26 protein-coding genes are annotated in these 20407 nt (G+C 63.3%); 10 read left to right on the top strand and 16 right to left on the bottom strand.

Annotation, left to right across the window (positions count from 1 at the left end):
• Positions 1-19: 19 nt before the first annotated feature.
• Positions 20-238 (bottom strand): YdcH family protein, encoded by a 219-nt coding sequence (locus JI744_RS02355; protein ID WP_202657863.1) that lies wholly within the window; start codon positions 236-238, stop codon positions 20-22.
• Positions 239-437: 199 nt separating this feature from the next.
• Between JI744_RS02355 and JI744_RS02350 the strand changes: the two genes are divergently transcribed.
• The 7 genes from JI744_RS02350 (at position 438) to JI744_RS02320 (ending at position 3953) form a co-directional block, all read left to right on the top strand.
• Positions 438-851 (top strand): Hsp20 family protein, encoded by a 414-nt coding sequence (locus JI744_RS02350; protein ID WP_202657861.1) that lies wholly within the window; start codon positions 438-440, stop codon positions 849-851.
• A 13-nt stretch (positions 852-864) separates the two neighbouring features.
• Positions 865-1092: a DUF1150 family protein gene (locus tag JI744_RS02345; RefSeq protein ID WP_202657859.1), complete on the top strand. Its 228-nt coding sequence runs from the start codon at positions 865-867 to the stop codon at positions 1090-1092.
• Between the two features lie 249 nt (positions 1093-1341).
• Positions 1342-1845 carry a type III secretion system chaperone family protein gene (locus tag JI744_RS02340; protein ID WP_202657857.1) on the top strand — a complete coding sequence of 168 codons (504 nt, stop codon included), beginning with the start codon at positions 1342-1344 and terminating at the stop codon, positions 1843-1845.
• Between the two features lie 27 nt (positions 1846-1872).
• Positions 1873-2685: a pyrroline-5-carboxylate reductase gene (gene proC, locus JI744_RS02335; RefSeq protein ID WP_202657855.1), complete on the top strand. Its 813-nt coding sequence runs from the start codon at positions 1873-1875 to the stop codon at positions 2683-2685.
• Positions 2682-3017 (top strand): tRNA-binding protein, encoded by a 336-nt coding sequence (locus JI744_RS02330; RefSeq protein ID WP_202657853.1) that lies wholly within the window; start codon positions 2682-2684, stop codon positions 3015-3017. Before proC ends, JI744_RS02330 begins: the two co-directional genes overlap by 4 nt.
• A complete protein-coding gene (locus JI744_RS02325) occupies positions 3017-3166 on the top strand; it encodes a hypothetical protein (protein ID WP_202657852.1) in 150 nt (49 codons plus the stop codon). Before JI744_RS02330 ends, JI744_RS02325 begins: the two co-directional genes overlap by 1 nt.
• 124 nt (positions 3167-3290) lie before the next feature.
• The gene (locus JI744_RS02320; RefSeq protein WP_202657850.1) at positions 3291-3953 is read left to right on the top strand and encodes a sulfotransferase family 2 domain-containing protein; all 663 of its coding nucleotides are present in this window, start codon (positions 3291-3293) and stop codon (positions 3951-3953) included.
• Here JI744_RS02320 and JI744_RS02315 read toward each other — a convergent pair.
• The 10 genes from JI744_RS02315 to JI744_RS02270 all read right to left on the bottom strand — a co-directional run bounded on the left by JI744_RS02315 (position 3950) and on the right by JI744_RS02270 (position 13269).
• Positions 3950-6139 carry a 3-hydroxyacyl-CoA dehydrogenase NAD-binding domain-containing protein gene (locus JI744_RS02315; protein WP_202657841.1) on the bottom strand — a complete coding sequence of 730 codons (2190 nt, stop codon included), beginning with the start codon at positions 6137-6139 and terminating at the stop codon, positions 3950-3952. The genes JI744_RS02320 and JI744_RS02315 overlap by 4 nt on opposite strands.
• Positions 6136-7110: a cupin domain-containing protein gene (locus JI744_RS02310; RefSeq protein WP_202657840.1), complete on the bottom strand. Its 975-nt coding sequence runs from the start codon at positions 7108-7110 to the stop codon at positions 6136-6138. Before JI744_RS02310 ends, JI744_RS02315 begins: the two co-directional genes overlap by 4 nt.
• Positions 7107-7577, bottom strand: a complete 471-nt coding sequence (locus JI744_RS02305) for a cupin domain-containing protein (RefSeq protein ID WP_202657839.1) — start codon at positions 7575-7577, stop codon at positions 7107-7109. Before JI744_RS02305 ends, JI744_RS02310 begins: the two co-directional genes overlap by 4 nt.
• A 61-nt stretch (positions 7578-7638) precedes the next feature.
• Positions 7639-7995, bottom strand: coding sequence for a hypothetical protein (locus JI744_RS02300; protein ID WP_202657838.1), 357 nt, complete (start codon positions 7993-7995; stop codon positions 7639-7641).
• Positions 7996-8162: 167 nt separating this feature from the next.
• Positions 8163-9374, bottom strand: a complete 1212-nt coding sequence (locus JI744_RS02295; protein WP_202657837.1) for an acetyl-CoA C-acetyltransferase — start codon at positions 9372-9374, stop codon at positions 8163-8165.
• Between the two features lie 10 nt (positions 9375-9384).
• Positions 9385-10023 (bottom strand): glutathione S-transferase family protein, encoded by a 639-nt coding sequence (locus JI744_RS02290; RefSeq protein WP_202657836.1) that lies wholly within the window; start codon positions 10021-10023, stop codon positions 9385-9387.
• Positions 10024-10304: 281 nt separating this feature from the next.
• Entirely contained in the window at positions 10305-10517 is a 213-nt protein-coding gene (locus tag JI744_RS02285; RefSeq protein ID WP_202657835.1) for a hypothetical protein, read from the bottom strand.
• Between the two features lie 59 nt (positions 10518-10576).
• On the bottom strand, positions 10577-12349 hold the full coding sequence (locus tag JI744_RS02280) for an acyl-CoA dehydrogenase C-terminal domain-containing protein (protein WP_202657834.1): 1773 nt from the start codon (positions 12347-12349) through the stop codon (positions 10577-10579).
• 25 nt (positions 12350-12374) lie between these two features.
• On the bottom strand, positions 12375-12776 hold the full coding sequence (locus tag JI744_RS02275) for a MerR family transcriptional regulator (protein ID WP_202657833.1): 402 nt from the start codon (positions 12774-12776) through the stop codon (positions 12375-12377).
• 112 nt (positions 12777-12888) lie between these two features.
• The gene (locus JI744_RS02270) at positions 12889-13269 is read right to left on the bottom strand and encodes a MerR family transcriptional regulator (protein ID WP_202657832.1); all 381 of its coding nucleotides are present in this window, start codon (positions 13267-13269) and stop codon (positions 12889-12891) included.
• 110 nt (positions 13270-13379) lie between these two features.
• Between JI744_RS02270 and JI744_RS02265 the strand changes: the two genes are divergently transcribed.
• The 3 genes from JI744_RS02265 to JI744_RS02255 are packed head-to-tail and all read left to right on the top strand — an operon-like array spanning position 13380 to position 15651.
• Positions 13380-13814 carry a PaaI family thioesterase gene (locus JI744_RS02265; RefSeq protein WP_202657831.1) on the top strand — a complete coding sequence of 145 codons (435 nt, stop codon included), beginning with the start codon at positions 13380-13382 and terminating at the stop codon, positions 13812-13814.
• On the top strand, positions 13811-14338 hold the full coding sequence (locus JI744_RS02260; protein WP_202657830.1) for a PaaI family thioesterase: 528 nt from the start codon (positions 13811-13813) through the stop codon (positions 14336-14338). Before JI744_RS02265 ends, JI744_RS02260 begins: the two co-directional genes overlap by 4 nt.
• Positions 14335-15651: an MATE family efflux transporter gene (locus JI744_RS02255; protein WP_202657829.1), complete on the top strand. Its 1317-nt coding sequence runs from the start codon at positions 14335-14337 to the stop codon at positions 15649-15651. Before JI744_RS02260 ends, JI744_RS02255 begins: the two co-directional genes overlap by 4 nt.
• On the opposite strand, the gene JI744_RS02250 is transcribed toward JI744_RS02255, so the two are convergent.
• From JI744_RS02250 to JI744_RS02230, 5 genes are all read right to left on the bottom strand, one after another.
• Positions 15632-16393: a TIGR02186 family protein gene (locus JI744_RS02250; protein WP_202657828.1), complete on the bottom strand. Its 762-nt coding sequence runs from the start codon at positions 16391-16393 to the stop codon at positions 15632-15634. The genes JI744_RS02255 and JI744_RS02250 overlap by 20 nt on opposite strands.
• Positions 16390-17313 (bottom strand): sulfite exporter TauE/SafE family protein, encoded by a 924-nt coding sequence (locus tag JI744_RS02245; RefSeq protein ID WP_202657827.1) that lies wholly within the window; start codon positions 17311-17313, stop codon positions 16390-16392. The genes JI744_RS02250 and JI744_RS02245 overlap by 4 nt, the downstream gene beginning before the upstream one ends.
• A gap of 112 nt (positions 17314-17425) precedes the next feature.
• Positions 17426-18214 (bottom strand): purine-nucleoside phosphorylase, encoded by a 789-nt coding sequence (locus JI744_RS02240; RefSeq protein ID WP_202657826.1) that lies wholly within the window; start codon positions 18212-18214, stop codon positions 17426-17428.
• Between the two features lie 76 nt (positions 18215-18290).
• Complete coding sequence (locus JI744_RS02235; protein WP_202657824.1) at positions 18291-19259, bottom strand: ABC transporter permease; 969 nt, start codon at positions 19257-19259, stop codon at positions 18291-18293.
• A complete protein-coding gene (locus JI744_RS02230; RefSeq protein ID WP_202657823.1) occupies positions 19259-20407 on the bottom strand; it encodes an ABC transporter permease in 1149 nt (382 codons plus the stop codon). The genes JI744_RS02235 and JI744_RS02230 overlap by 1 nt, the downstream gene beginning before the upstream one ends.

The following is a 20407-nucleotide window of genomic DNA, read 5'->3' as shown; positions in this document are numbered from 1 at the left end:
AGCGTGATTTCACGCACCGCTACGCGATGATGTCGGGGATCAGTTGATCTTCCATCTTCACGATCTGGTCCTTGAGGCCCAGTTTCTGCTTTTTCAGCCGCCGCAGGGTCAGTTGATCGGGCCGCCCGGTCAGTTCAAGCGCCTGAACCGCCTCATCCAGATCGCGATGTTCGCGGCGCAGCACCTCCAGCTTGACGCGCAACATCTCTTCAAAATTCATCTCGCTGGGGGCGTGCATGGCTGGATGACATCCGGTCTTCTTGCTTCTGCAATCAGATTACATGATTCGCAGGGGTGCAGGCGAGAAAATTGGGGCAATTGATCAAATAATCGCTTTGCCCCGGGGCCTTGCAGGGGGGCGTTGGCAGGCCCATATTCACCGCATGGGTGCCCGTGTGGGGCCCGCCAACCATGTCGCTTTCGCAAGGGCAGGGCAGATGACGAAGATTTCCTTTGGTGCGCATCCGCATCTTCTGGGGTTCGAACAGCTTGAACGGCTGGTCGAGCGCACGGCCAAGACTGCCTCGGAAGGGTATCCGCCCTTCAATATCGAGGCGACGGCAGAGAATGCCTATTGCATCACGCTGGCGGTGGCCGGGTTCCGCGACGAGGATCTGGCGATCACAGTCGAGGATCGGCAACTGGTGATCCGGGGCCGTCAGGCCGATGACGGCGCGGACCGGGTGTTCCTGCATCGCGGCATTGCGGCGCGCGCGTTTCAGCGCAGTTTCGTGCTGGCCGACGGGGTCGAGGTAGCGGGCGCGCATCTGGACCATGGCTTGCTGCATATCGATCTGCGGCGCTCGGTGCCCGACACGGTGGTGCAGACCATCCGCATCGGGCGAAAATAGGGGAGATCTTAGGATGAACATGAACTTCAACGCGCTGCCCCAACGGGACGACAGCATCGTCTATGTGCGCCCGGTCGCAGTTGCGGATCTGCCGGATGAGGTGCGCGAGCAGGTGGGCGAATTGTCCACCGTCTATTCTGTGAACCGCCCGGATGGAGAGCGCCTTGCCCTGGTTGCCGATCGGCACATGGCCTTTGAACTGGCCCGCCAGAATGACCTTGCTCCGGTGAACGCGCATTAGGCGCACACAGAGACTGTTTTTCATTCGGAAACAATTGGCGCCGCAGGCCAGATCGGTCTGCGGCGTGTTTTTTGGCCGGATTTCGGTTTTGTCCACAGAAGATTTGCCCAGTTTCCGCTTTACACACCCCCCGACACCTTCCAATATCCTCAATATCTAGTAAGCATTTCCCCGTCAGCCGCAGCTTATGGTCTGACACCCAGTCTGTTGAGATCGTATGTTCTCGGGCAGCTTCATGATGAGGGGCGTATGTCGGTTTCAGAAGAATTTCATTTGTCGGATGACCTGCACCCCATCGACATTGTCGAGGATATCGCCGCGCATCGCGACTGGGAGTTCGATCGCGTGACCGATGACCAGATCGCCATGTCGGTCGAAGGCCAGTGGCGGACCTATTCCCTGACGCTGGCATGGTCGGCCCATGATGAGACATTGCGCCTGCTATGCACGTTCGAGATGGAGCCGCCAGACGACCGCGAGGCGGCGCTTTATGATGTGCTGAACCGCTGCAACGACATGGTGTGGAACGGCGCATTTACCTGGTGGGCCGAGCAGAAGCTGATGGTCTGGCGCTATGGTCTGTGCCTGGCGGGCGGGCAAAGTGCCGCGCTGGAACAGATCGACCGGCTGATCGGCGGCGCTGTGATGGCGGCGGAGCGGTTCTATCCGGCGTTTCAACTGGTGGCCTGGGCGGGTCATACCCCCGCCGACGCGATGAAGGTTGCCATTGCCGAGGCCTACGGCCGCGCCTAACCTGCCGTTCGATGAACGGAGGCTGGAATGGCGCTTGAAAAGGTTGCCCGCGACGGGATTGTGTTGCTGGGATGCGGCAAGATGGGGTCGGCCCTGCTTGCGGGCTGGCTGGAGGCAGGGTTGCCCCCCACGGCGGTCTGGGTGATCGAGCCAAATCCGACAGACTGGCTTCAAGGTCTTGGTGTTCATCTGAACCAAGGCGTGCCGCCTGCACCTGCCGTTGCGCTGCTGGCGGTCAAGCCGCAGATGATGGGCGCGGCATTGCCCGCCTTGCAGGCGCTGGGCAATGGCAAGACGCTGGTGGTCTCTATCGCGGCGGGCACCTCGATTGCTACCTTCGAACAGGTGTTCGGCGACCGCACCCCGGTCGTGCGCGCCATGCCCAACACCCCGGCCATGGTGGGACGCGGCATTACCGGCATTTGTGCCAATGCCACTGCCGGGGCCGAGGGGCTGGCCCTTGGTCGCGCATTGATGAGCGCGGTGGGGCAAGTGGTCGAACTGGATGGTGAGCATCAGATTGATGCCGTCACCGGCGTGTCCGGCTCTGGCCCGGCCTATGTTTTCCACCTGATCGAAGCGATGGCGGCAGGCGGTGTGGCGCAGGGCCTGTCGCCCGAGGTGGCGATGCAGCTGGCGCGTGCCACCGTGTGCGGTGCGGGGGAACTTGCCTACCGTTCTCCCGAAGCGGCGGCGCAATTGCGCATCAATGTGACCTCGCCAGGCGGAACAACGGCGGCGGCGCTTGCGGTGCTGATGGATGGGGAAACCGGCTTTCCGGCCCTGCTAACCCGCGCGGTCAAGGCGGCAGCAGATCGTGGTGCGGAGTTGGGAAAGTGACGATCACCTATGACGATTTCGCCAAGGTGGATATTCGTGTCGGCCGCATCACCCGCGCCGAACCCTACCCCGAGGCGCGAAAGCCCGCCTATAAGCTGTGGGTCGATTTTGGCGGCGAGATCGGCGAGAAACGCTCTTCCGCGCAGATCACCCGGCATTATACCATCGAAGGGCTGATCGGGCGGCAGGTTATGGCGGTAGTCAATTTTCCGCCACGCCAGATTGGCAAGGTGATGAGCGAGGTGCTGGTGCTGGGCGTGCCGGATGAAGCGGGCGAGGTGGTGCTGTTATCGCCCGATCAGACGGTGCCATTGGGCGGCAGGATGTTCTGATGCGGTTGCTGATCACCAGCCGCTTGCCAGATACGGTGCTTGCCGCCGCCAGCGCTCGGTTCGATGCGACGCTGCGCGACCGGACCGCCCCGCTGTTCCCCGACGAATTGCGTGGCTTCGATCTGCAGCTGCCTACCTTGGTTGCATGATGGCGGGCGGCGGATGCCTCCGGTGGGAGTATTTGGGCCAAGAGGAGGGGGCGCTGGCCTTTCGCTTTCATCTTGGCATAAATATCCCCCGCAGAGCGTCCCGGACTGATGCGGGGGGCTTGCCATGATCATCTCTCGCGGGCGGCGCTATGTGTTCGTGCATATCCCCAAGACCGGGGGCACCGCCTTGTCGCTGGCGCTGGAGGCGCGGGCGATGAAGGACGACATTCTGATCGGCGACACGCCAAAGGCGCGGGCACGGCGGGCGCGGGTGAAGGCGCTGAAGGCGGCGGGGCGGTTGTGGAAGCATTCGACGCTGGCCGATATTGACGGGGTTTTGTCGGGCGCCGAACTGGAGGCGATGAGGCTGGTCACGCTGGTCCGCAATCCGTGGGACCGGGCGGTCAGCTATTACCACTGGTTGCGGGTGCAGGGTTTTGCCCATCCGGCGGTGGGTCTGGCGAAATCGCATGATTTCAGCGGGTTTCTGAACCATCCGCAGACACAGACCGCGTTTCGCCTGTGGCCCTATGGCGCCTATCTGCGGGATGCGCGGGGCGAAGAGCGAGCCGCGAATTTCCTTCGGCTGGAGCATCTGGCCCAGGATATTGCCCCGTTCGAGGCGCATTTGGGTTTTCGCCTGACGCCTTTGGGCCGTGCCAATGAAAGCGACCGGCAGCGTGACTGGCGGGGGTATTACTCCGACGCCGATGCCGCGCTGCTGGCTGATCTTTCTGCCGAAGACATAGCCCGGTTCGGCTATGCCTTCGACGATTTCGGCGCTTAGGCCGCCTGTTTCTGCCCACCAAAGCGGCCATAGAAGGTCTCGCCCTTTTCGGCCATCTCCCGCAGCAAGGCGGGGGCGTGGAAGCGGGGGCCGAACTGGGCGGTCAGGCCGCGGCAAATCTCGACCGCGCGGGCGGCCCCGAGGATGTCGAGCCACGAGAACGGCCCGCCCGACCACGGCGCAAAGCCCCAGCCAAGGATGGCGCCCACGTCGCCTTCGCGGATGTCGGTCAGAACGCCTTCCTCCAGCGCGCGGACCGCTTCCAGAACTTGCGCAAACAGCAGGCGATGCTGCACGTCGGTCAGCGAGGGTTGCAGTTTGTCGAGCGGGTATTTCGGCTCCAGCCCCTCCCACAGGGCCAGACGGTCGCCCTTGTCGGAATAGGTGTAAAAGCCCGCATTGGCCTTGCGGCCCAGACGGCCCTGATCGGCCATCCAGAAGATCACCTTGTCCACGGCCTCATCGGGATAGTCGTCGCCCATCGCGGCCTTGGTGGCCTTGGCGATCTTGACGCCCAGATCAATCGAGGTCTCATCGACCAGTTGCAGCGGGCCCAGCGGCATGCCGACCAGCTTGGCGGCATTCTCGACCAGCGCCGGCTCCACACCTTCGGCCACCATGCGGATGCCTTCGTTGATGTAGGGGATGATGCAGCGGTTGGCATAGAAGAAGCGGGCGTCGTTGACCACGATGGGGGTCTTGCGGATCTGGCGCACGAAATCCAGCGCCTTGGCGACGGCGGTATCGCCGGTTTCGTGGCCCTTGATGATCTCGACAAGGTTCATCTTGTCCACGGGAGAGAAGAAGTGGATGCCGATGAAATTCGCCGGCTTGTCAGAGGCATGGGCCAGTTGGGTGATCGGCAGGGTCGAGGTGTTGGTGGCGAAAATGCAGTCGGGGCCAACGGCGGCCAGCACCTTTTTCGTCACGCCAGCCTTGACGGCCACATCCTCGAACACCGCCTCAACAATCAGATCGGCCCCGGCAAGGGCGGCATAATCGGTGGTGGCGGTGATGCGGGCCAGCACCTCTTCTTTCTTCGCCGGGGTCACCTTGCCGCGCTTGACGCCCTTGTCCAGAAGGTCAGCCGAATGGGCCTTGCCGCGATCCGCCGACTCTTGGCTGGCGTCAATCAGCACCACTTCGATGCCCGCATTGGCCGAGACATAGGCGATGCCCGCGCCCATCATGCCCGCGCCGATCACGCCCAGTTTCTTCACCGATTGATCGGCGACCTTGGGGCGGTTTGCGCCCTTGTCCAGCGCCTCTTTGTTGATGAAGAGGCTGCGGATCATCGCCGAGGACGAGGGGTTCAGCAGCACAGAGGTAAACTGCCGCGCCTCGATCTTCAGGGCCACGTCAAAGGGCACCATCGCGCCCTCATACACAGCCGCCAGCAGGGCCTTGGCGGCAGGATAGACGCCTTGGGTCTTCGAGTTGATCATGGCGCTGGCGCCCACGAAGGTCATGAAGCCCGCCGGGTGATAGGGCGCGCCGCCGGGCATTTTATAGCCCTTGTCATCCCAGGGTTTGACCAGATCGGCATCCTTGGCATTCAGCACCCAGTCTTTCGCGCGGGCCAGCAGCTCATCCGCAGGAACCACCTCATCAATCAGACCAGCGGCTTTGGCCGATTTGGGGTCACTCAGCTTGCCTTCCAGCAGGAAAGGCGCTGCAATCATCGCGCCCAGCTTGCGCGACAGGCGCGTGGTGCCGCCCGCGCCGGGGAAGATGCCGACCATGATTTCGGGCAGGCCGATCTTGGCCTTGGGATTGTCGGCGGCAAAGATTCGGTGGGTGGACAGAGGCAGTTCAAGGCCGATGCCAAGGGCGGTGCCGGGCAGGGCGGCGGCAATCGGCTTGCCGCCCTTTTTGGTTTTCGGGTCCATGCCCGCAAGCTCGATCTTGCGCAGAACCTTGTGCATCATCATCACGCCGTCAAAGATCGCCTGCGCGCCACCCGCCCGCATTTGCGCGATGACGTTCAGGTCCATCCCGCCCGCGAAATCCTTTTTGCCAGAGGTGATGACGATGCCCTTCACCGCAGAGTCAGCAAGCGCCTGATCGACCAGATCAGACAGCAGGGCAAACGCCTCGGTTGACATGACGTTCATCGACTTTTGCGGAACATCCCAGGTGATGACGGCAACGCCATCGGCATCGGTAACACTGGTGAAATCGGTCATTTGGGTCCTCCTTGCGGGTAAGGCGTGCCGTCGCGGTGCAGATAGCGGCGGGCCTTGCCGTCCTTGTGGGTGATCAGGTCATGATCGGAATAATGGATGACATCGCGGACATGCCGGGTGCCGATGGTCAGGTAAATCGCGGGTGCGTCGCTGCGGTTCTGCAACTGATGTCCGATGGGTTGGCCCGCAGGCCAAGCGGCGGTATCGCCGGGGTGCAGGGCGGTCTCGGTGTTCTCGACCAGAATGACGGTGCCGGAGAGGAGGTGGATCATCTCATCCTCGCCCTCATGCCAGTGGCGGAAAGAGGACTGGCTGCCGGGGGGAAGCTCTTCCAAATGGACGCCGAATTGTGACAGGCCACCAAGGTCGCCCAGAACGGAGTGGCGATAGGGGCCAAGGCCGCCGCCGATGATCGGGTGGGTCAAAGCGCCCTCATCCACCCATGCGCGGGCAGCGGCGGGCAGGATGCGGGTTTGGGGTGGGCCTTCGGCGGGTTGACCCCAGAGCGGCGACAGGTTCAGCAGATACGCTGGCAGATCGCCACCGCGCAGGTGGGTGCCATCGTCGGCGACCACAGCCCAGGTGGTCGGCGTGTTGATCAGGCGGCGGCCAAGGTCTGGGTAGTGGCAGATGTCGCGTTCAACGCGCGAACCGAGGATCAGATAGCGGCAGGGCTGGTCGCCCCGGTTTTCCACCCGGTGGGCATTCGCCTCGCCATGCGGCCAGCAGATGGCATCGCCGGGGGACAGCAGGTGTTCACCGAAATTGTCGATCACCACGGTGCTGCCCGACAGCAGAAACAGGAACTCATCCTCATGCGAATGCCAGTGGCGGTCGGACGAGCCTGCGCCGGGCGGCAGGGTTTCCAAATAGCAACCGAATTGCCGCAGCCCGCCCGCATCAGACAGATGCAGCGTTTCCGTGCCGTTGTCTGCGCGGTTCAGCGGGGCAAGGGCGGGGTCGACCTTCACCGCACACCTTTCCAGTCGGTGCCGTCACGATAGGTAAAGCGCGCCTTGCCGCCCTCGATTTCGATTGCGAAATCGTGGTCGGAATAGGTGGCGACCTCTCGCTTGGCCTTGCTGCCGATCACCAGAAACTTGGCGGGTTTGTCGCTGCGGTTCAGGAAATGGTGGCCGTTGGTGGACCCGGCGGGAAAGCCCGCACAATCGCCCACCCGCATCACGGTTTCGCCATCGTCCTGCACCATGACGCATTCACCCTCGGTCACCATGACGAATTCGTCTTCGGCCATGTGCCAGTGGCGCAAGCTGGAAACCGCGCCCGGTTCCAGCATGACAAGGTTGACGCCGAACTGCGTCAGCCCAGCCGCATCGCCCAAGCGCAGCGAACTGCGGCCCTTCATCATTGAGGCATAGGGTTCGGGGTAGATCGAGCCGGTCTTGACCGGAACTTTGGTAAGGTCGAGTTTGGGCATCAGTGCGCCTCCCTTTGCGTGCTGCCTGTTGCGGGCGGCCCGAAAGGCGCGGCAAGGGCCGCTAGCGGGCCGCGATGGATGCAGGCGGCGCCCAACCGCTGCATTCGGTCATTTCGCAGCGCGAGCCTTCGGCCGTCTCGCGCATGTATTCCACGGTTTGCGCCACCAGCCTGCACGACCCGTCGTCCAGTTCGGCCCACCAATCGACCCAGATCCGAAAGCGCCCGCCCTTGGGCAGACCCAGGGCGATGACCCGCGCCTCCAACTGGCGCGCGCCAAGGGCCGTCAGGGCGCCGTGAATGGTGCGGTAGGCCTGCACCAGCTCTGTCGAGGACGGCATGGCTTGCAAGCGGTCGCCGAAATAGACGGCATAGGGATACAGATGCTCGCGCGCCAAAGCGTCCGCGCAGCCTGCCATCATCAGGCCAGCCCGCCAGGCCATCAGATTTGCAATTCGTCCGTACATCGTCACCCTCACTCGCGAAGCCCGCGAGATGGTCAGCCTGTATGACCTTTTTCAAGGCCGCAAGGCAAGTGACGCTACGGCAGTCGGCGGAATCTGGCGGCTGGCGGCGAGGCATGGTGTCAGACCCGCTCGATGATGGTGGCGGCCCCCATGCCAGAGGCGATGCACAACGTGGCAAGGCCCACGCCCTTGCCCGAACGCTCCAATTCATCCAGCAGGGTGCCGATGATGATGGCCCCCGATGCCCCCAGCGGGTGGCCCATGGCGATGGCCCCGCCGTTGACGTTGACGATGGCCGGGTCCACATGAAACGCCTGCATGAAGCGCAGGACGACGGCAGCGAAAGCCTCGTTCACCTCGAACAGGTCGATGTCTTTTATCGACATGCCGCTGTCTTTCAGAATCTTTTCCGTCACCGGAACCGGGCCGGTCAGCATGATGGTGGGATCGGTGCCGATCTTGGCCGTGGCGCGGATTTTCGCGCGCGGTTTCAGGCCATGGGCCAGCCCGAATTCCTTGTTGCCGATCAGAATGGCCGCCGCGCCATCGACGATGCCAGAGGAATTCCCGGCGTGGTGGATATGGGTGATCCGCTCCAGATGCGGATATTTCATCATCGCCACCTTGTCGAAGCCGGGCATCACCTCGCCCATCATCTTGAAGCTGGCGTCCAGTTTCCCCAGCGCCGCCACATTGGTGCCGGGGCGCATGTATTCGTCATGGGCGAGGATGGTCAGGCCGTTCTGGTCCTTGACCGGAACGATGGAGCGGGCAAAGCGGTTGTCCGCCCAAGCCGCAGCGGCGCGGCGCTGAGATTCCACCGCCAGCGCATCGGCCTGTTCGCGGGTGAACCCGTATTCGGTGGCGATGATGTCGGCGCTGATGCCTTGCGGCACGAAATAGGTTTTCATGGCCAGCGTCGGGTCAACGGCAATCGCCGCCCCGTCGCTGCCCATCGCCACGCGGCCCATCATCTCAACCCCGCCAGCGATATAGGCCTGCCCCGCCCCGCCCCGCACCTGATTGGCGGCCAGGTTCACCGCCTCCATCCCGCTGGCGCAAAAGCGATTGATGGCAAGGCCGGGGATCGACTGATCCAGATCTGACAGCAGCACGGCAGAGCGCGCAAGGCAGCCGCCCTGTTCACCCACCTGCGTGACATTGCCCCAGATCACATCCTCAACCGCATGGCCGGTCAGGCCGCTCCGGTCCTTGACCGCGTTCAGCATCTGCGCCGAAAGCGACACCGAGGTAACCTCATGCAGCGCGCCGTCGGCGCGACCCTTGCCGCGCGGGCTGCGAACGGAATCGTAGATATAGGCTTCGGTCATAGGGGTCTCCTCAGGCGGTGGCGGGCGGGAAGGCCCGGCTCATCAGATCATAGGGGTGTTGCCAGCCGGGCAGCGCCGCGATGCGGGCTAGCCAGGCGTCGATATGGGGCCAATCGGCACGCGCAAAGCCGAAAGGCTCTTGGTAATAAAGGTAGGAACACAGCGACAAGTCGGCAATGGTCGCGCGCCCGGCGACCACCCAATCACGGCTGGCAAGATGGTTGTTCAGGATCGTGTAAGCGGCCTTGAGGCGGCCTTGCAGGAACGCAATGGCCTGTTCGGGGCGCTTGTCGGCAGGCAGGAAGTTCATCAGAAAGCGGGTGGTGCCTACTTGTGTCGAAAGCTTGTGGTTGTCCCACATCAGCCAGCGCAGGATTTCGTCTTCCTCCTCCTCGGTCGTCCAGCCGAACTGGCCGGTCGCCTTGGCCAGATGGCGCAGCATCACGGCAGATTGTGTCAGCGTTCGTCCGCCCATCACCAGCACCGGCACCTCGCCCATCTCGTTGATCGCGCGAAAAGCCGGGCCGCGGGCCGCGCCGTTGAAGAAATCGACGAAGACCGGCTGCCAAGGGGTGGCGGTCAGCGTCAGCATCAGCGCCACCTTGTAGGCATTGCCGCTTTCGCCAAAGCAGTAGAGTTGTGCTGTCATGCGTTCCTCCTGTTTGCTGCCGAAGAGCGGGGGCTTCGCGCCCCCGCACCCCCGCGGAGTATTTTCGCCAAGAGGAAGAAGGATTTGTTAACCCTTCTCCTGCAAGTCTTCCGTTACGGCACAGGCTGGAGAGCCGATGGCCGCCCAAGGGGAAGCCCTGTCCCATCCAACTGGATAGCCAAGCCGGGGGTGATGATGGGACAGGGGGGGACCAACCGGTCTTCCTCTTGGCCCAAATACTCCCCCGCCGGAGGCGTCCGCCGTTTCCGCCTGCACGCCGATCAGCGTTTGCGGTCTTCCAGCTCCGAATTGAACAGCCTGAGCCGGTGGGTCAGGTTGTCCTTGTGCATCACGCTGTCGAAATGCTCGAACAGGAACGACAGCGCCTCGCCTTCATCTAGGCCCGCATCGGTGGCAAAGCGTTTCAGCCGGCGATAGCCTTCTTCGGTCATCGCGACGGGAAAACGGCGGGTCAGGCGGAAACGCTTGGGCATCTGGGAACCTCCGGTCGGGCTGGGCGCAAATTCCTTTCTTCAAGGAATTTGCTGACAGCTTAGAACGCCTCGGCGGCCAGTGCCATGACCGGATCGGCCCCGCTTTCGATGCGGGCAAGGTGCATGGCGCAGGCGGGCAGTTGCCGGGCCATGTAATAGCGCCCGGTTGCGACCTTGGTTTCCAGAAAGCCGGTATCGCCGCCGCCTGCATCCAGCGCGGCATAGGCCGCCTTGGCCATGCGGGTCCACATCAGGCCAAGACAGACATGGCCCATCAGGTGCATGAAATCGTAGCTGCCGGACAGCGCCGCATTGGGGTTCTTCATGCCGTTTGCCATGAAAAACATGCCTGCAGCCTGCATCTGTTTTGACGCCGCTTTCAGGGCATCGGTGAACGGCTTCATGCGGTCATCGCCGTCATGGGCCTTGCACTCGGCCTTGACCAGCTCAAAGAAGGCCATGACATGCTTGCCGCCATCCTGCGCCAGCTTGCGGCCCACGAGGTCCAGCGCCTGCACGCCGTTGGCCCCTTCGTAGATTTGCGCAATGCGGGCGTCGCGGACGAACTGAGACATGCCCTGTTCCTCGATATAGCCGTGCCCGCCCCAGATTTGCTGGGCCTGCACCGCCATGTCAAAGCCCTTGTCGGTCTGAAACCCCTTGATCACCGGCGTCAGCAGGCCGATCAGCCCGTCTGCCGCCGCGTCGCCATGGTGGGCGGCGTCAATCAGGCTGGCACCCCAGAAGGTCAAGGCGCGAGCACCTTCGACGAAGGATTTCTGATCCATCAGGTTGCGGCGGATATCAGGGTGTACGATCAGCGGATCGGCGGGGCCTTTGGGGTTCTTGGCCCCTGTCACGTCGCGGCCTTGCAGGCGGTCTTTGGCATAGGAAAGGCTGTTCTGATAGGCGGCCTCGGCCACGGCATAACCTTGCAGGCCGACACCCAGACGCGCCTCGTTCATCATGGTGAACATGGCGCGCATGCCTTTGTGCAGGTCACCCAGCAGCCAGCCGGTCGCCCCGTCATAGTTCAGCACGCAGGTGGCATTGCCGTGAATGCCCATCTTTTCTTCAACCTTGCCGACGGATACCGCGTTGCGCGCGCCGGGGGTGCCATCATCGTTCACGAGGAATTTGGGGACGATGAACAACGAGATGCCCTTGGTCCCCTCACCGCCGCCGGGGGCCTTGGCCAGCACCAGATGGATGATGTTGTCGGCCATGTCATGATCGCCGGCCGAGATGAAAATCTTCTGTCCGGTGATGAGATAGCTGCCATCGGCCTGCGGCTCTGCCTTGGTGCGCATCAGGCCCAGATCGGTGCCGCAATGCGGTTCGGTCAGGTTCATGGTGCCGGTCCATTCGCAGGTCACCATCTTGGGCAAGTATTTGGCCTTTTGTTCAGCCGTGCCATGGGCATGGATTGCGGAATAGGCACCGTGGGTCAGGCCCTGATACATGTTGAACGCCATGTTGGCCGAGACGAAGATTTCGCCGACGACCGAGTTCATCAGGTAGGGCAGACCCTGACCGCCATACTCGGGGTCGCAGTCGAGCGCCGTCCAGCCGCCCTCGCGGATCTGGTCGAACGCGGCCTTGAAACCGGTGGGGGTGCGGACGACGCCGTTTTCCAGCACACAGCCCATCCGGTCGCCCACGGCGTTCAGCGGGGCCAGTACGTCTTGCGCCAGCTTTGCCGCCTCTTCCAGCACGGCCGAGGTGAAGCCTGCGTCCAGATCGGCATAACCGGGAGTGTCGGATTGCGTGATGTTCAGGACGTCATGCAGCAGGAACTGCATATCCTTCAAGGGTGCGGTATAGGTGGTCATCGGCGGCTCCTCCCGTCGTGGTCAGTCATTCGGCGGCGGCGCGAAACCGGGCGATCCTGCCCTGAATTTCAACCAGCTGCCCTTTGAGTTCGGTGATCGCGATATCAAGGTCGGCGCGCTGCGCTTCCATCAGGGCAAGGCGTTCCAGCGCGATTTCATGGGTCTTTTCCAACTGCGCCCCGTTCGAGCCTGCGGGGTCATACATGCCCAGAAGCTGCCGGATTTCCTCTAGCGAAAAGCCAAAGCGTTTTCCGCGCAGGATCAGCGTCAACCGCGCGCGGTCTTTGTGAGAGAACAGCCGCCGCGTGCCCTGCCGCAGCGGGGACAGCAGCTCTTTCGCCTCATAAAAGCGCAAGGTGCGGGGGGTAACGCCGAAAGCGTCGCACATCTGGCGGATCGTCAGGGTGTCGGTTGTGTGTCGGGTCATGGTGTCCATTGCGCGGGGGCAGCCCAGGCGGTTCGGATACCATGATAGGAGCAAAGTTGACGTTAACGTAAATATGACGTGGCGTCAGAAACGGATGTGACGTGATGTCGGCTCAGTCGTGCTTGGCCAATTCGTTCGCCGCAGTGGTGCGCAGGCTGCGCAGGTCGTCAATCGTGCCATCAAGCTCGCTGCGTTGGCGGTCAAGCTCGGCCAATTGCCGGTCGGCCATTTGCAGCCACGCCTCCAACTGCTGCTTTTCGCCCTTCTTGCCGTAGATCAGCAGCCATTGGCGAATCTCCTCCAGCGAGAAGCCAAAGCGACGGCCGCGCAAGATCAGCGTCATGCGCGCCACCTCTCGCGGGCTGTAGAACCGGGCGCGGCCCTCTTTCTGTGGGGCGAGCAGTTCGATGTATTCGTAATAACGCAAGGTGCGCGGGGTCACGTCGAACCGGGCGCACATTTCCTTGAAGTTGAGGCGGGGGGTGTCGGTCATGGTGTTCCTCTTGGTGCAAAGCCTAGGACGCGACAGCATTTGATGCAACAACCGGAAGGGGTTGCGTCCGGACAGAAGCGGCGGATTATGGCGCGGGAAGGGAACATGCGATGACCGATCTTTTGACCTTTGCGCGCCGCTTTATCGAGGCCATTCCCCATGCGCGCGAATTGGGCATGGACCTGAGCGAGTTGGGCCCGGGGTTGGCCGCTATCACGATGCCCTATGATGCGCGGCTGGTGGGTGACCCGGCGACGGGGGTGCTGCATGGCGGGGCAATCTCGGCCTTGATGGATACGGCGGCGGGGGCGGCGGCGATGAGTCATCCGTCTGCGCCCTTGTCCACCGCGACGCTGGACCTGCGGATTGACTACATGCGCCCGGCCACACCGGGGCAGGCCATCACCGCGCGCGCCGAATGCCACCATGCGACGCGCAGCGTGGCCTTTGTACGGGTGTTGGCGATGGATGAGGATACCGCGCGCCCGGTTGCGATGGGCAACGGCGTCTTCACGCTGGAACGCGCGCGGGAGGGCGGGAAATGAGCGGCAACCGCAAGCGGCCAGAGCCGGTTCAGGTGGTGAAATCGCGGCGCGACGGGGCGTTGGCATGGCTGGCTGGCGGCATTCCCTATGTGCAGTTTCTGGGCATTGTCTTTGACCGGCGCGGCGATGAGCTGACGGCGGTGCTGCCCTATGATGACAAGCTGATCGGAAACCCCACCCTGCCAGCATTGCACGGTGGGGTGACGGCGGCGTTTCTGGAGGTGACGGCGATCGTCAGCCTGGCCTGGGCCACGCTGTGGGAAGAGTTCGAATCCGGGCGGATCGACCCGGCAGAGGTGGCGGGCAAGGCGCTGCCGCCCCTGCCACGCACCATTGACTTTACGGTGGATTACCTGCGGTCGGGCTTGCCGCGCGACGCCTATGCGCGGGCGCGGATTCTGCGCTCGGGCCGCCGTTTTTCCAGTGTGACGGTCGAGGCGTGGCAGGACAACCGTGACCGACCTTTCGCGTTGGGGACGGTGCATCTTTTGATGCCCCCCGCACCGGGGCAACCTGCGGAATGAACAGTATCACCTATGCCCGCGTGGTAAAAATCGCGCTGCCGGTGGTGCTGTCGAATGCGACGGTGCCCTTGCTGGGGGCGGTGGACACCGCCGTCATCGGCCAGATGGGCCTTGCCGCGCCGATTGGTGCCGTGGGTCTGGGCGCGATGGTGCTGGCCACGTTTTACTGGGTGTTCGGGTTCCTGCGCATGTCCACCTCGGGCCTTGCCGCGCAGGCCCATGGCGCGGGCGACGGGGTGGAGCGGTCGGCGATCTTGCTGCGGGCGCTGATGGTGGCCGGGGCGGCGGGGCTGGGGCTGATCGTGCTGCAAGCGCTGCTGTTCGGCGCGGCCTTTGCGGTGGCACCCGCCAGTGAGGAGGTCGAGCGGCTGGCGCGGCAATACCTGTCCATCCGCATCTGGGGGGCGCCTGCGACGGTGGCGATTTACGCGCTGACCGGCTGGCTGGTGGGGATGGAGCGGACGCGCGGCGTTTTGTGGCTGCAACTGGTGCAGAACGGGCTGAACGTGGTGCTGTCGGTCTGGTTCGTGCTGGGGTTGGGCTGGGGCGTACCGGGGGTGGCGACGGCCACGCTGATCGCGGAATATGTGGGGGTGATCTTTGCGCTGTGGCTGGCGCGGGATGCGTTCTTGTCCGATCTGGCGGCGGCGCTGGCGCGGCTGTGGGATCGTGCGGCCTTGCGCCGTATGTTCCACGCCAGCCGCGACATCATGCTGCGGTCAATCCTGTTGCAGCTGTCCTTCACCGCCTTCCTGTTTCTGGGCGCGCGGTATGGCGATGTGACGCTGGCGGCCAATCAGGTGCTGTTGCAGTTTCTGGAAATAACCGCCTATGCGCTGGACGGGTTCGCCATTGCCGCCGAAACGCTGGCCGGGCAGGCGCTGGGCGCGCGGTCCTTGCCGCAGTTCCGGCAGGCATCCCGGCTGACCATGCAATGGGGGCTGATCGGGGCGGGGCTGATCTCGCTGGTGCTCCTGGTCTTTGGGCCCTGGCTGATCGACCTGATGACCACGGCGCCCGATGTGCGGGCCGAAGCACGCACGCTGCTGCCTTGGTTGATCGTGGCCCCGGTGATCAGTTTCGCAAGCTGGATCTATGACGGCATCTTCATCGGCGCGTTGATGACGCGTGAGATGCTGCGCACCATGGCGCTGTCGGTGGCGGTCTATGCGGTGACGCTGGTCGTGTTGACGTGGGCAATGGGCGATCACGGGTTGTGGGCGGCGCTTTTGGTGCTGAACGCCACGCGGTGCCTGACGATGCGGTCCATATTCCCGGCCGTACTGGCCCGCGTCAGCGCCGCAGCAATCTGAACCCGGCCGAGGCGGCCCAACCCGCCACCACGGCCATCGCCAGCGAGGCAAGGCCGTAAAGGAAGGATTGCTGCTTGGCCATGTTGAACAGGAACCGCTCCAGCCCCTCTTTATGCACGAAGATGCGCTGTTCAGAACTGTCTACCACCTTGCCGTCGCGGGTCAGCAGGATGCGGACGCGGTAGGCCCCTTCGGTAAGGTTCGCAGGCAGTTGGACATCGGCGCGAAACAGGGTCTGTTCTTTCAGGATGACGCTGTTGTCATCCAGCCGATAGCTGCCGTCGGCAATGCGGATACGTTTCAATGCGGTGATGAAATCATCCGAATTTTCGGCCTGCGCGGTGATGCCGACATCGCTGATGATCTGATCCAGCGACACCTTGTGGCGCAGGTTTTCGGTGCTGGACAGAATCTTGTCCAACGGGCCAGAGGTGGCCACGGCGTAAAAGCTGGGCGCAGAACCGACATTGACCGCGGACCGGTTGATCCAGATGCCAGCGGTCTTTTCCTTGCGACGGATGGTCAGCGGGGTTGACGGGCCTTCGACAGTGACGATCACCTGCATCGGCGCGTCTTCGGGTTCGGGCGCATCCCGCTTGACCGCGCCGTAGATCAGGATTTCCGAGCCGTCGAAATTGGCGGTGATCGACACACGACTTTGCGACAGACCCGCCACGATGGTCTCCGAACCGGCGGCCGGCAGGGCCAGCAGGCAAAGGGCAAGGGTCAGCGCCCGGATCATGGCAGCCGCCCGATATTGATGGAAAACAGCTCTGTCGGTTGGAACAGCAGGTCGAAGGCGATCTTGATGGCGACGGCCAGCACCAGAATCGCCAGCAGGATGCGCAATTGTTCGGCCTTGAGCCGCAGGCCAACTTGCGCGCCGACCTGCGCCCCGATCACGCCGCCGACGATCAGCAAAAGCGCCAGCAGCATGTCCACGGTATGGGTGTTCACCGCGTAAAGAACCGTGGTGAAGCCCGAAACAAAGATGATCTGGAACAGCGAGGTGCCAATGACGACCTTGGTTGGCATGCCCAGCAAATAGATCATCGCTGGCACAAGGATGAAACCGCCGCCCACCCCCATGATGCCGCCCAGAAAGCCCACGAAGGTTCCGACCGCGATGGGTGGCAGGACAGAGATATAAAGACCAGAGGCGCGGAATTTCATCTTGAAGGGCAACCCGTGCATCCAGCCATGGGTATGGGCCCGGCGCACCGGCACGCTGCCGGGACGCTTGCTGCGCCAGATCGCACGCGCTGATTCGATGAACATCACCGTGCCGATGATGCCCAGAAACGCCACATAGGACAGTTGAACGAACAGATCGACCTGCCCCAGCGCGGTCATCCAGGCAAAGACCTTGGAGCCGATCCAAGAGCCGACAAGGCCCCCACTCATCAGCACAAGACCCATCGGCACATCGACGGCCTTGCGGCGGAACTGCGCCAAGACGCCCGAGATCGAGGAGGCAACGACCTGATTGGCGCCGGTAGCGACCGCGATACCGGGGGGCACGCCGATCAACAGCAAGAGGGGGGTGATCAGAAAGCCGCCACCCACACCGAACATGCCGGACAAAAAGCCCACGATTGCGCCGATGCCAGTCAGAAGAAAGGCATTGATCGAGACCTCGGCGATCGGGAGGTACAATTGCATGGGCGGATGATGGTTCGATGCCTGTTTTTTCAAGCCATGCGCACAAGGGCAGGGCTTGTCAAACGATTGTCCGGGCTGGACTCATTCGGTTGGCGATGATGGCCTGAAGGTCTCACATCCTACGCAGGAAGGCGCGCAGGATGCGTTCCAGCTTGGCCGCGCCCAAGGGGGCCATGGCCTTGGTATGCTCGTGGCTGATCTGTTCGTCTGACAGGCCCGCCGCCATGTTGGTGATGGTCGAGATGGCGGCGACCTTCAGGCCAAGAAAGCGGGCCAGAATGACCTCTGGCACGGTGGACATGCCGACGGCATCGCCGCCAAGAATGCGGATGGCGCGGATCTCGGCCGGGGTTTCAAAGCTGGGGCCGGAATACCAGGCATAGACGCCTTCGGGCAGGGGGATGCCCTCGGCCTCTGCCGCTGCGCGGAGGCGGGCGCGCAAGGCAGGGTCATGCGCGTCGGTCATGGGCACAAAACGGGCATCCGTGCGCTCGCCGATCAAGGGGTTGAGGCCGGAAAAATTGATGTGATCGGACAGCAGCATCAGGTCGCCGGGCCGGATCTCGGGGCGCAAGGAGCCTGCGGCATTTGTGGCGATCAGCGCCGAGGCCCCCAGCGCCTTCAAAAGTTCAAGTGCAGGGCGCATCGCGGCGGGGTTGCCGTTTTCATAGAAATGCTCGCGTGCGCCGAAGACCGCGACGCGGGTGCCCTCCAACATGCCAATCACGAGGGTGGGGTTGTGGCCCGACACGCCCACATGGGGAAAGCCGGGCAGGTCGGCATAGGGGATGGCGACACCATCGACCGCCTGCGCCAGATGTCCAAGGCCCGAACCGAGGATGAGGCCAAGGCGGACGGGCTCGGTTCCGGCGCGGGACTGGATGAGGGAAAGCGCGTCCATCGTGGTTCCTTGTTGCCTGCGCCGGGGGTTTCACACCCCCGGACCCCCGTGGGATATTTATGAACAGATGATGGGGTTAGCGTTCCTTGACGTAAGGCTCTCCACCCGCGCGGGGCGGGGTGGCCTTGCCGACAAAGCCCGCCAGCGCCAGCACGGTCAGCACATAGGGCAGGGCATCAAGGGCGGCGGAGGGAATCTTGATGCCGGCGATGCCCTCGATCACATCGGGGCGCAGGGCGAGTGCCTGAAAAAGACCGAACAGCATGGTGGCCATCAGTGCTTGCCACGGTCTCCACTTGGCAAAAATCAGCGCTGCCAGCGCGATATAGCCGCGACCGGCGGTCATTTCGCGGCCAAAGCCCGCTTGCAGGGCGGTGGCCATATAGGCCCCGGCGATGCCGCAGAGAAGGCCGGTGATCGCCACGGCGGCATAGCGCAGCCCGGTGACCGAGATGCCGGCCGTATCCACCGCCGCCGGGTTTTCTCCCACAGCCCGCAGGCGCAGGCCAAAGCGGGTGCGGTAAAGCAGCCACCACGTTACCGGCACGGCAAGAAAGGCGATATAGGCGAGGATCGGGTGGCCTGAGATCACCTCGTAATAAAGCGGGCCGATGACGGGAACGCCTTGCACCTGTTCGGCGAAGGGCAGGGTGATGGGGTTGAAGCGGGCGGCCCCTTCCAGCGGCGGGGTGCGCCCCCCTTGGCCGAACAGGCTTTGCGCGATCAGCACGGTGATGCCCGAGGCGACGAAGTTCAGCGCCACGCCCGAAATAAGCTGGTTGCCGCGAAAGGTGATCGAGGCGAGGCCGTGGATCAGGGCGAAGATCATCGAAGCGGCGATGCCCGCCAGAAGGCCCAACCAGACATTGCCCGTCAGCGCCGCCACCGCGCCCGAGGCCATGGCGGCGGCAAGCATCTTGCCTTCCAGCCCGATGTCGAAAATGCCCGAGCGTTCGGAGTAGAGGCCTGCAAGGCAAGCCAGCAGAAGCGGCGTGCCAAGGCGGATGGTGGAATCGAGGATTTGCAGCAGGGTGGCGTAATCCATCACGCAGCCCTTTCCGTCTGGCGCAGCGAAAAGACCCAGGTCAACATGATGCGGACCATGTAATCCAGCGCGCCGGTGAACAGGATCACAAGGCCCTGAACCACGGTGCGCAGTTCTATCGGGATGCTGGTGTTCAAGCCAAGCGCCGCGCCGCCCTGATAGAGAAAGCCGAACAGGACGGCGGCCAGCACCACGCCAAGGGGGTGGTTGCGCCCCATCAGCGCCACGGCGATGCCGATGAAGCCCGCCCCTTCGGCCGAGTTCTGCAAAAGCCGCTCGGCCTGCCCCATGACATTGTTGATTGCCATCAGGCCCGACAGTGCGCCCGACAGCAGCATGGCGACCATGATGATCTTGAAGGCCGAAATCCCGGCATAACGCGCGGCCTTTTCCTGTTTGCCAAAGGCGCGCATCTCATACCCCAGCCGGGTGTGCCACAGCAGAACCCAGACCCCGAAGGCCGCAATGAGAGAGAGGAAGAAGGTGATGTTGGCGGGCACGCGGGAATAGACCGGCAGGCCCTGCGCGCTGAGTTTGACTGCGCCATCTGGGCCGTATTTCAGGAAAAAGTCGCGCAAGATCGGCATTTCGTGGAAATGCGGCAGGCCCAGTTCTGCGGGAAAGCGGGCCGAGGCCGGGTCCATGCTGCCCACCGGACGCAGAATTTCGCCCAGGATATAGATCAGCAGGGCGGCAGCGATATAGTTGAACATGATCGTGGTGATCACGATATGGCTGCCGCGTTTCGCTTGCAGCCAGGCGGGAATGGCGGCCCAGGCCGCGCCGAACAGCGCGGCGGCGAGGGAAGCCCCGACCAGCGCCACCGTCCAGTGTGGCCAAGGCAGGAACAGGCAGGCCAGCGCCACACCAAGCCCGCCCAGTTGGGCCTGACCTTCACCCCCGATGTTGAACAGGCCTGCATGAAAGGCGATGGTCACGCCCAGCCCGGTGAAGATGAACGAGGTGGCGTAATACAGCGTGTAACCCCAGCCCGAGGCCGAGCCGAGCGCGCCGTCAACCATGACCGACAGCGCCTGCATTGGGCTTTGGCCGATCAGCACCAGCACAATGGCCGAGACCAGGGCTGCAAGAACCAGCGAGATCAAGGGAACCAGCGCCAGATCGGCCCAGCGGGGAAGTTTTGCCAT

The organism is Fuscibacter oryzae (assembly GCF_016765795.1).
In the GTDB taxonomy this organism is placed as follows: domain Bacteria; phylum Pseudomonadota; class Alphaproteobacteria; order Rhodobacterales; family Rhodobacteraceae; genus Fuscibacter; species Fuscibacter oryzae.
The sequence above is the reverse complement of the archived record's forward strand: the minus strand, read 5'-3'. Positions and strand labels throughout refer to the sequence as shown.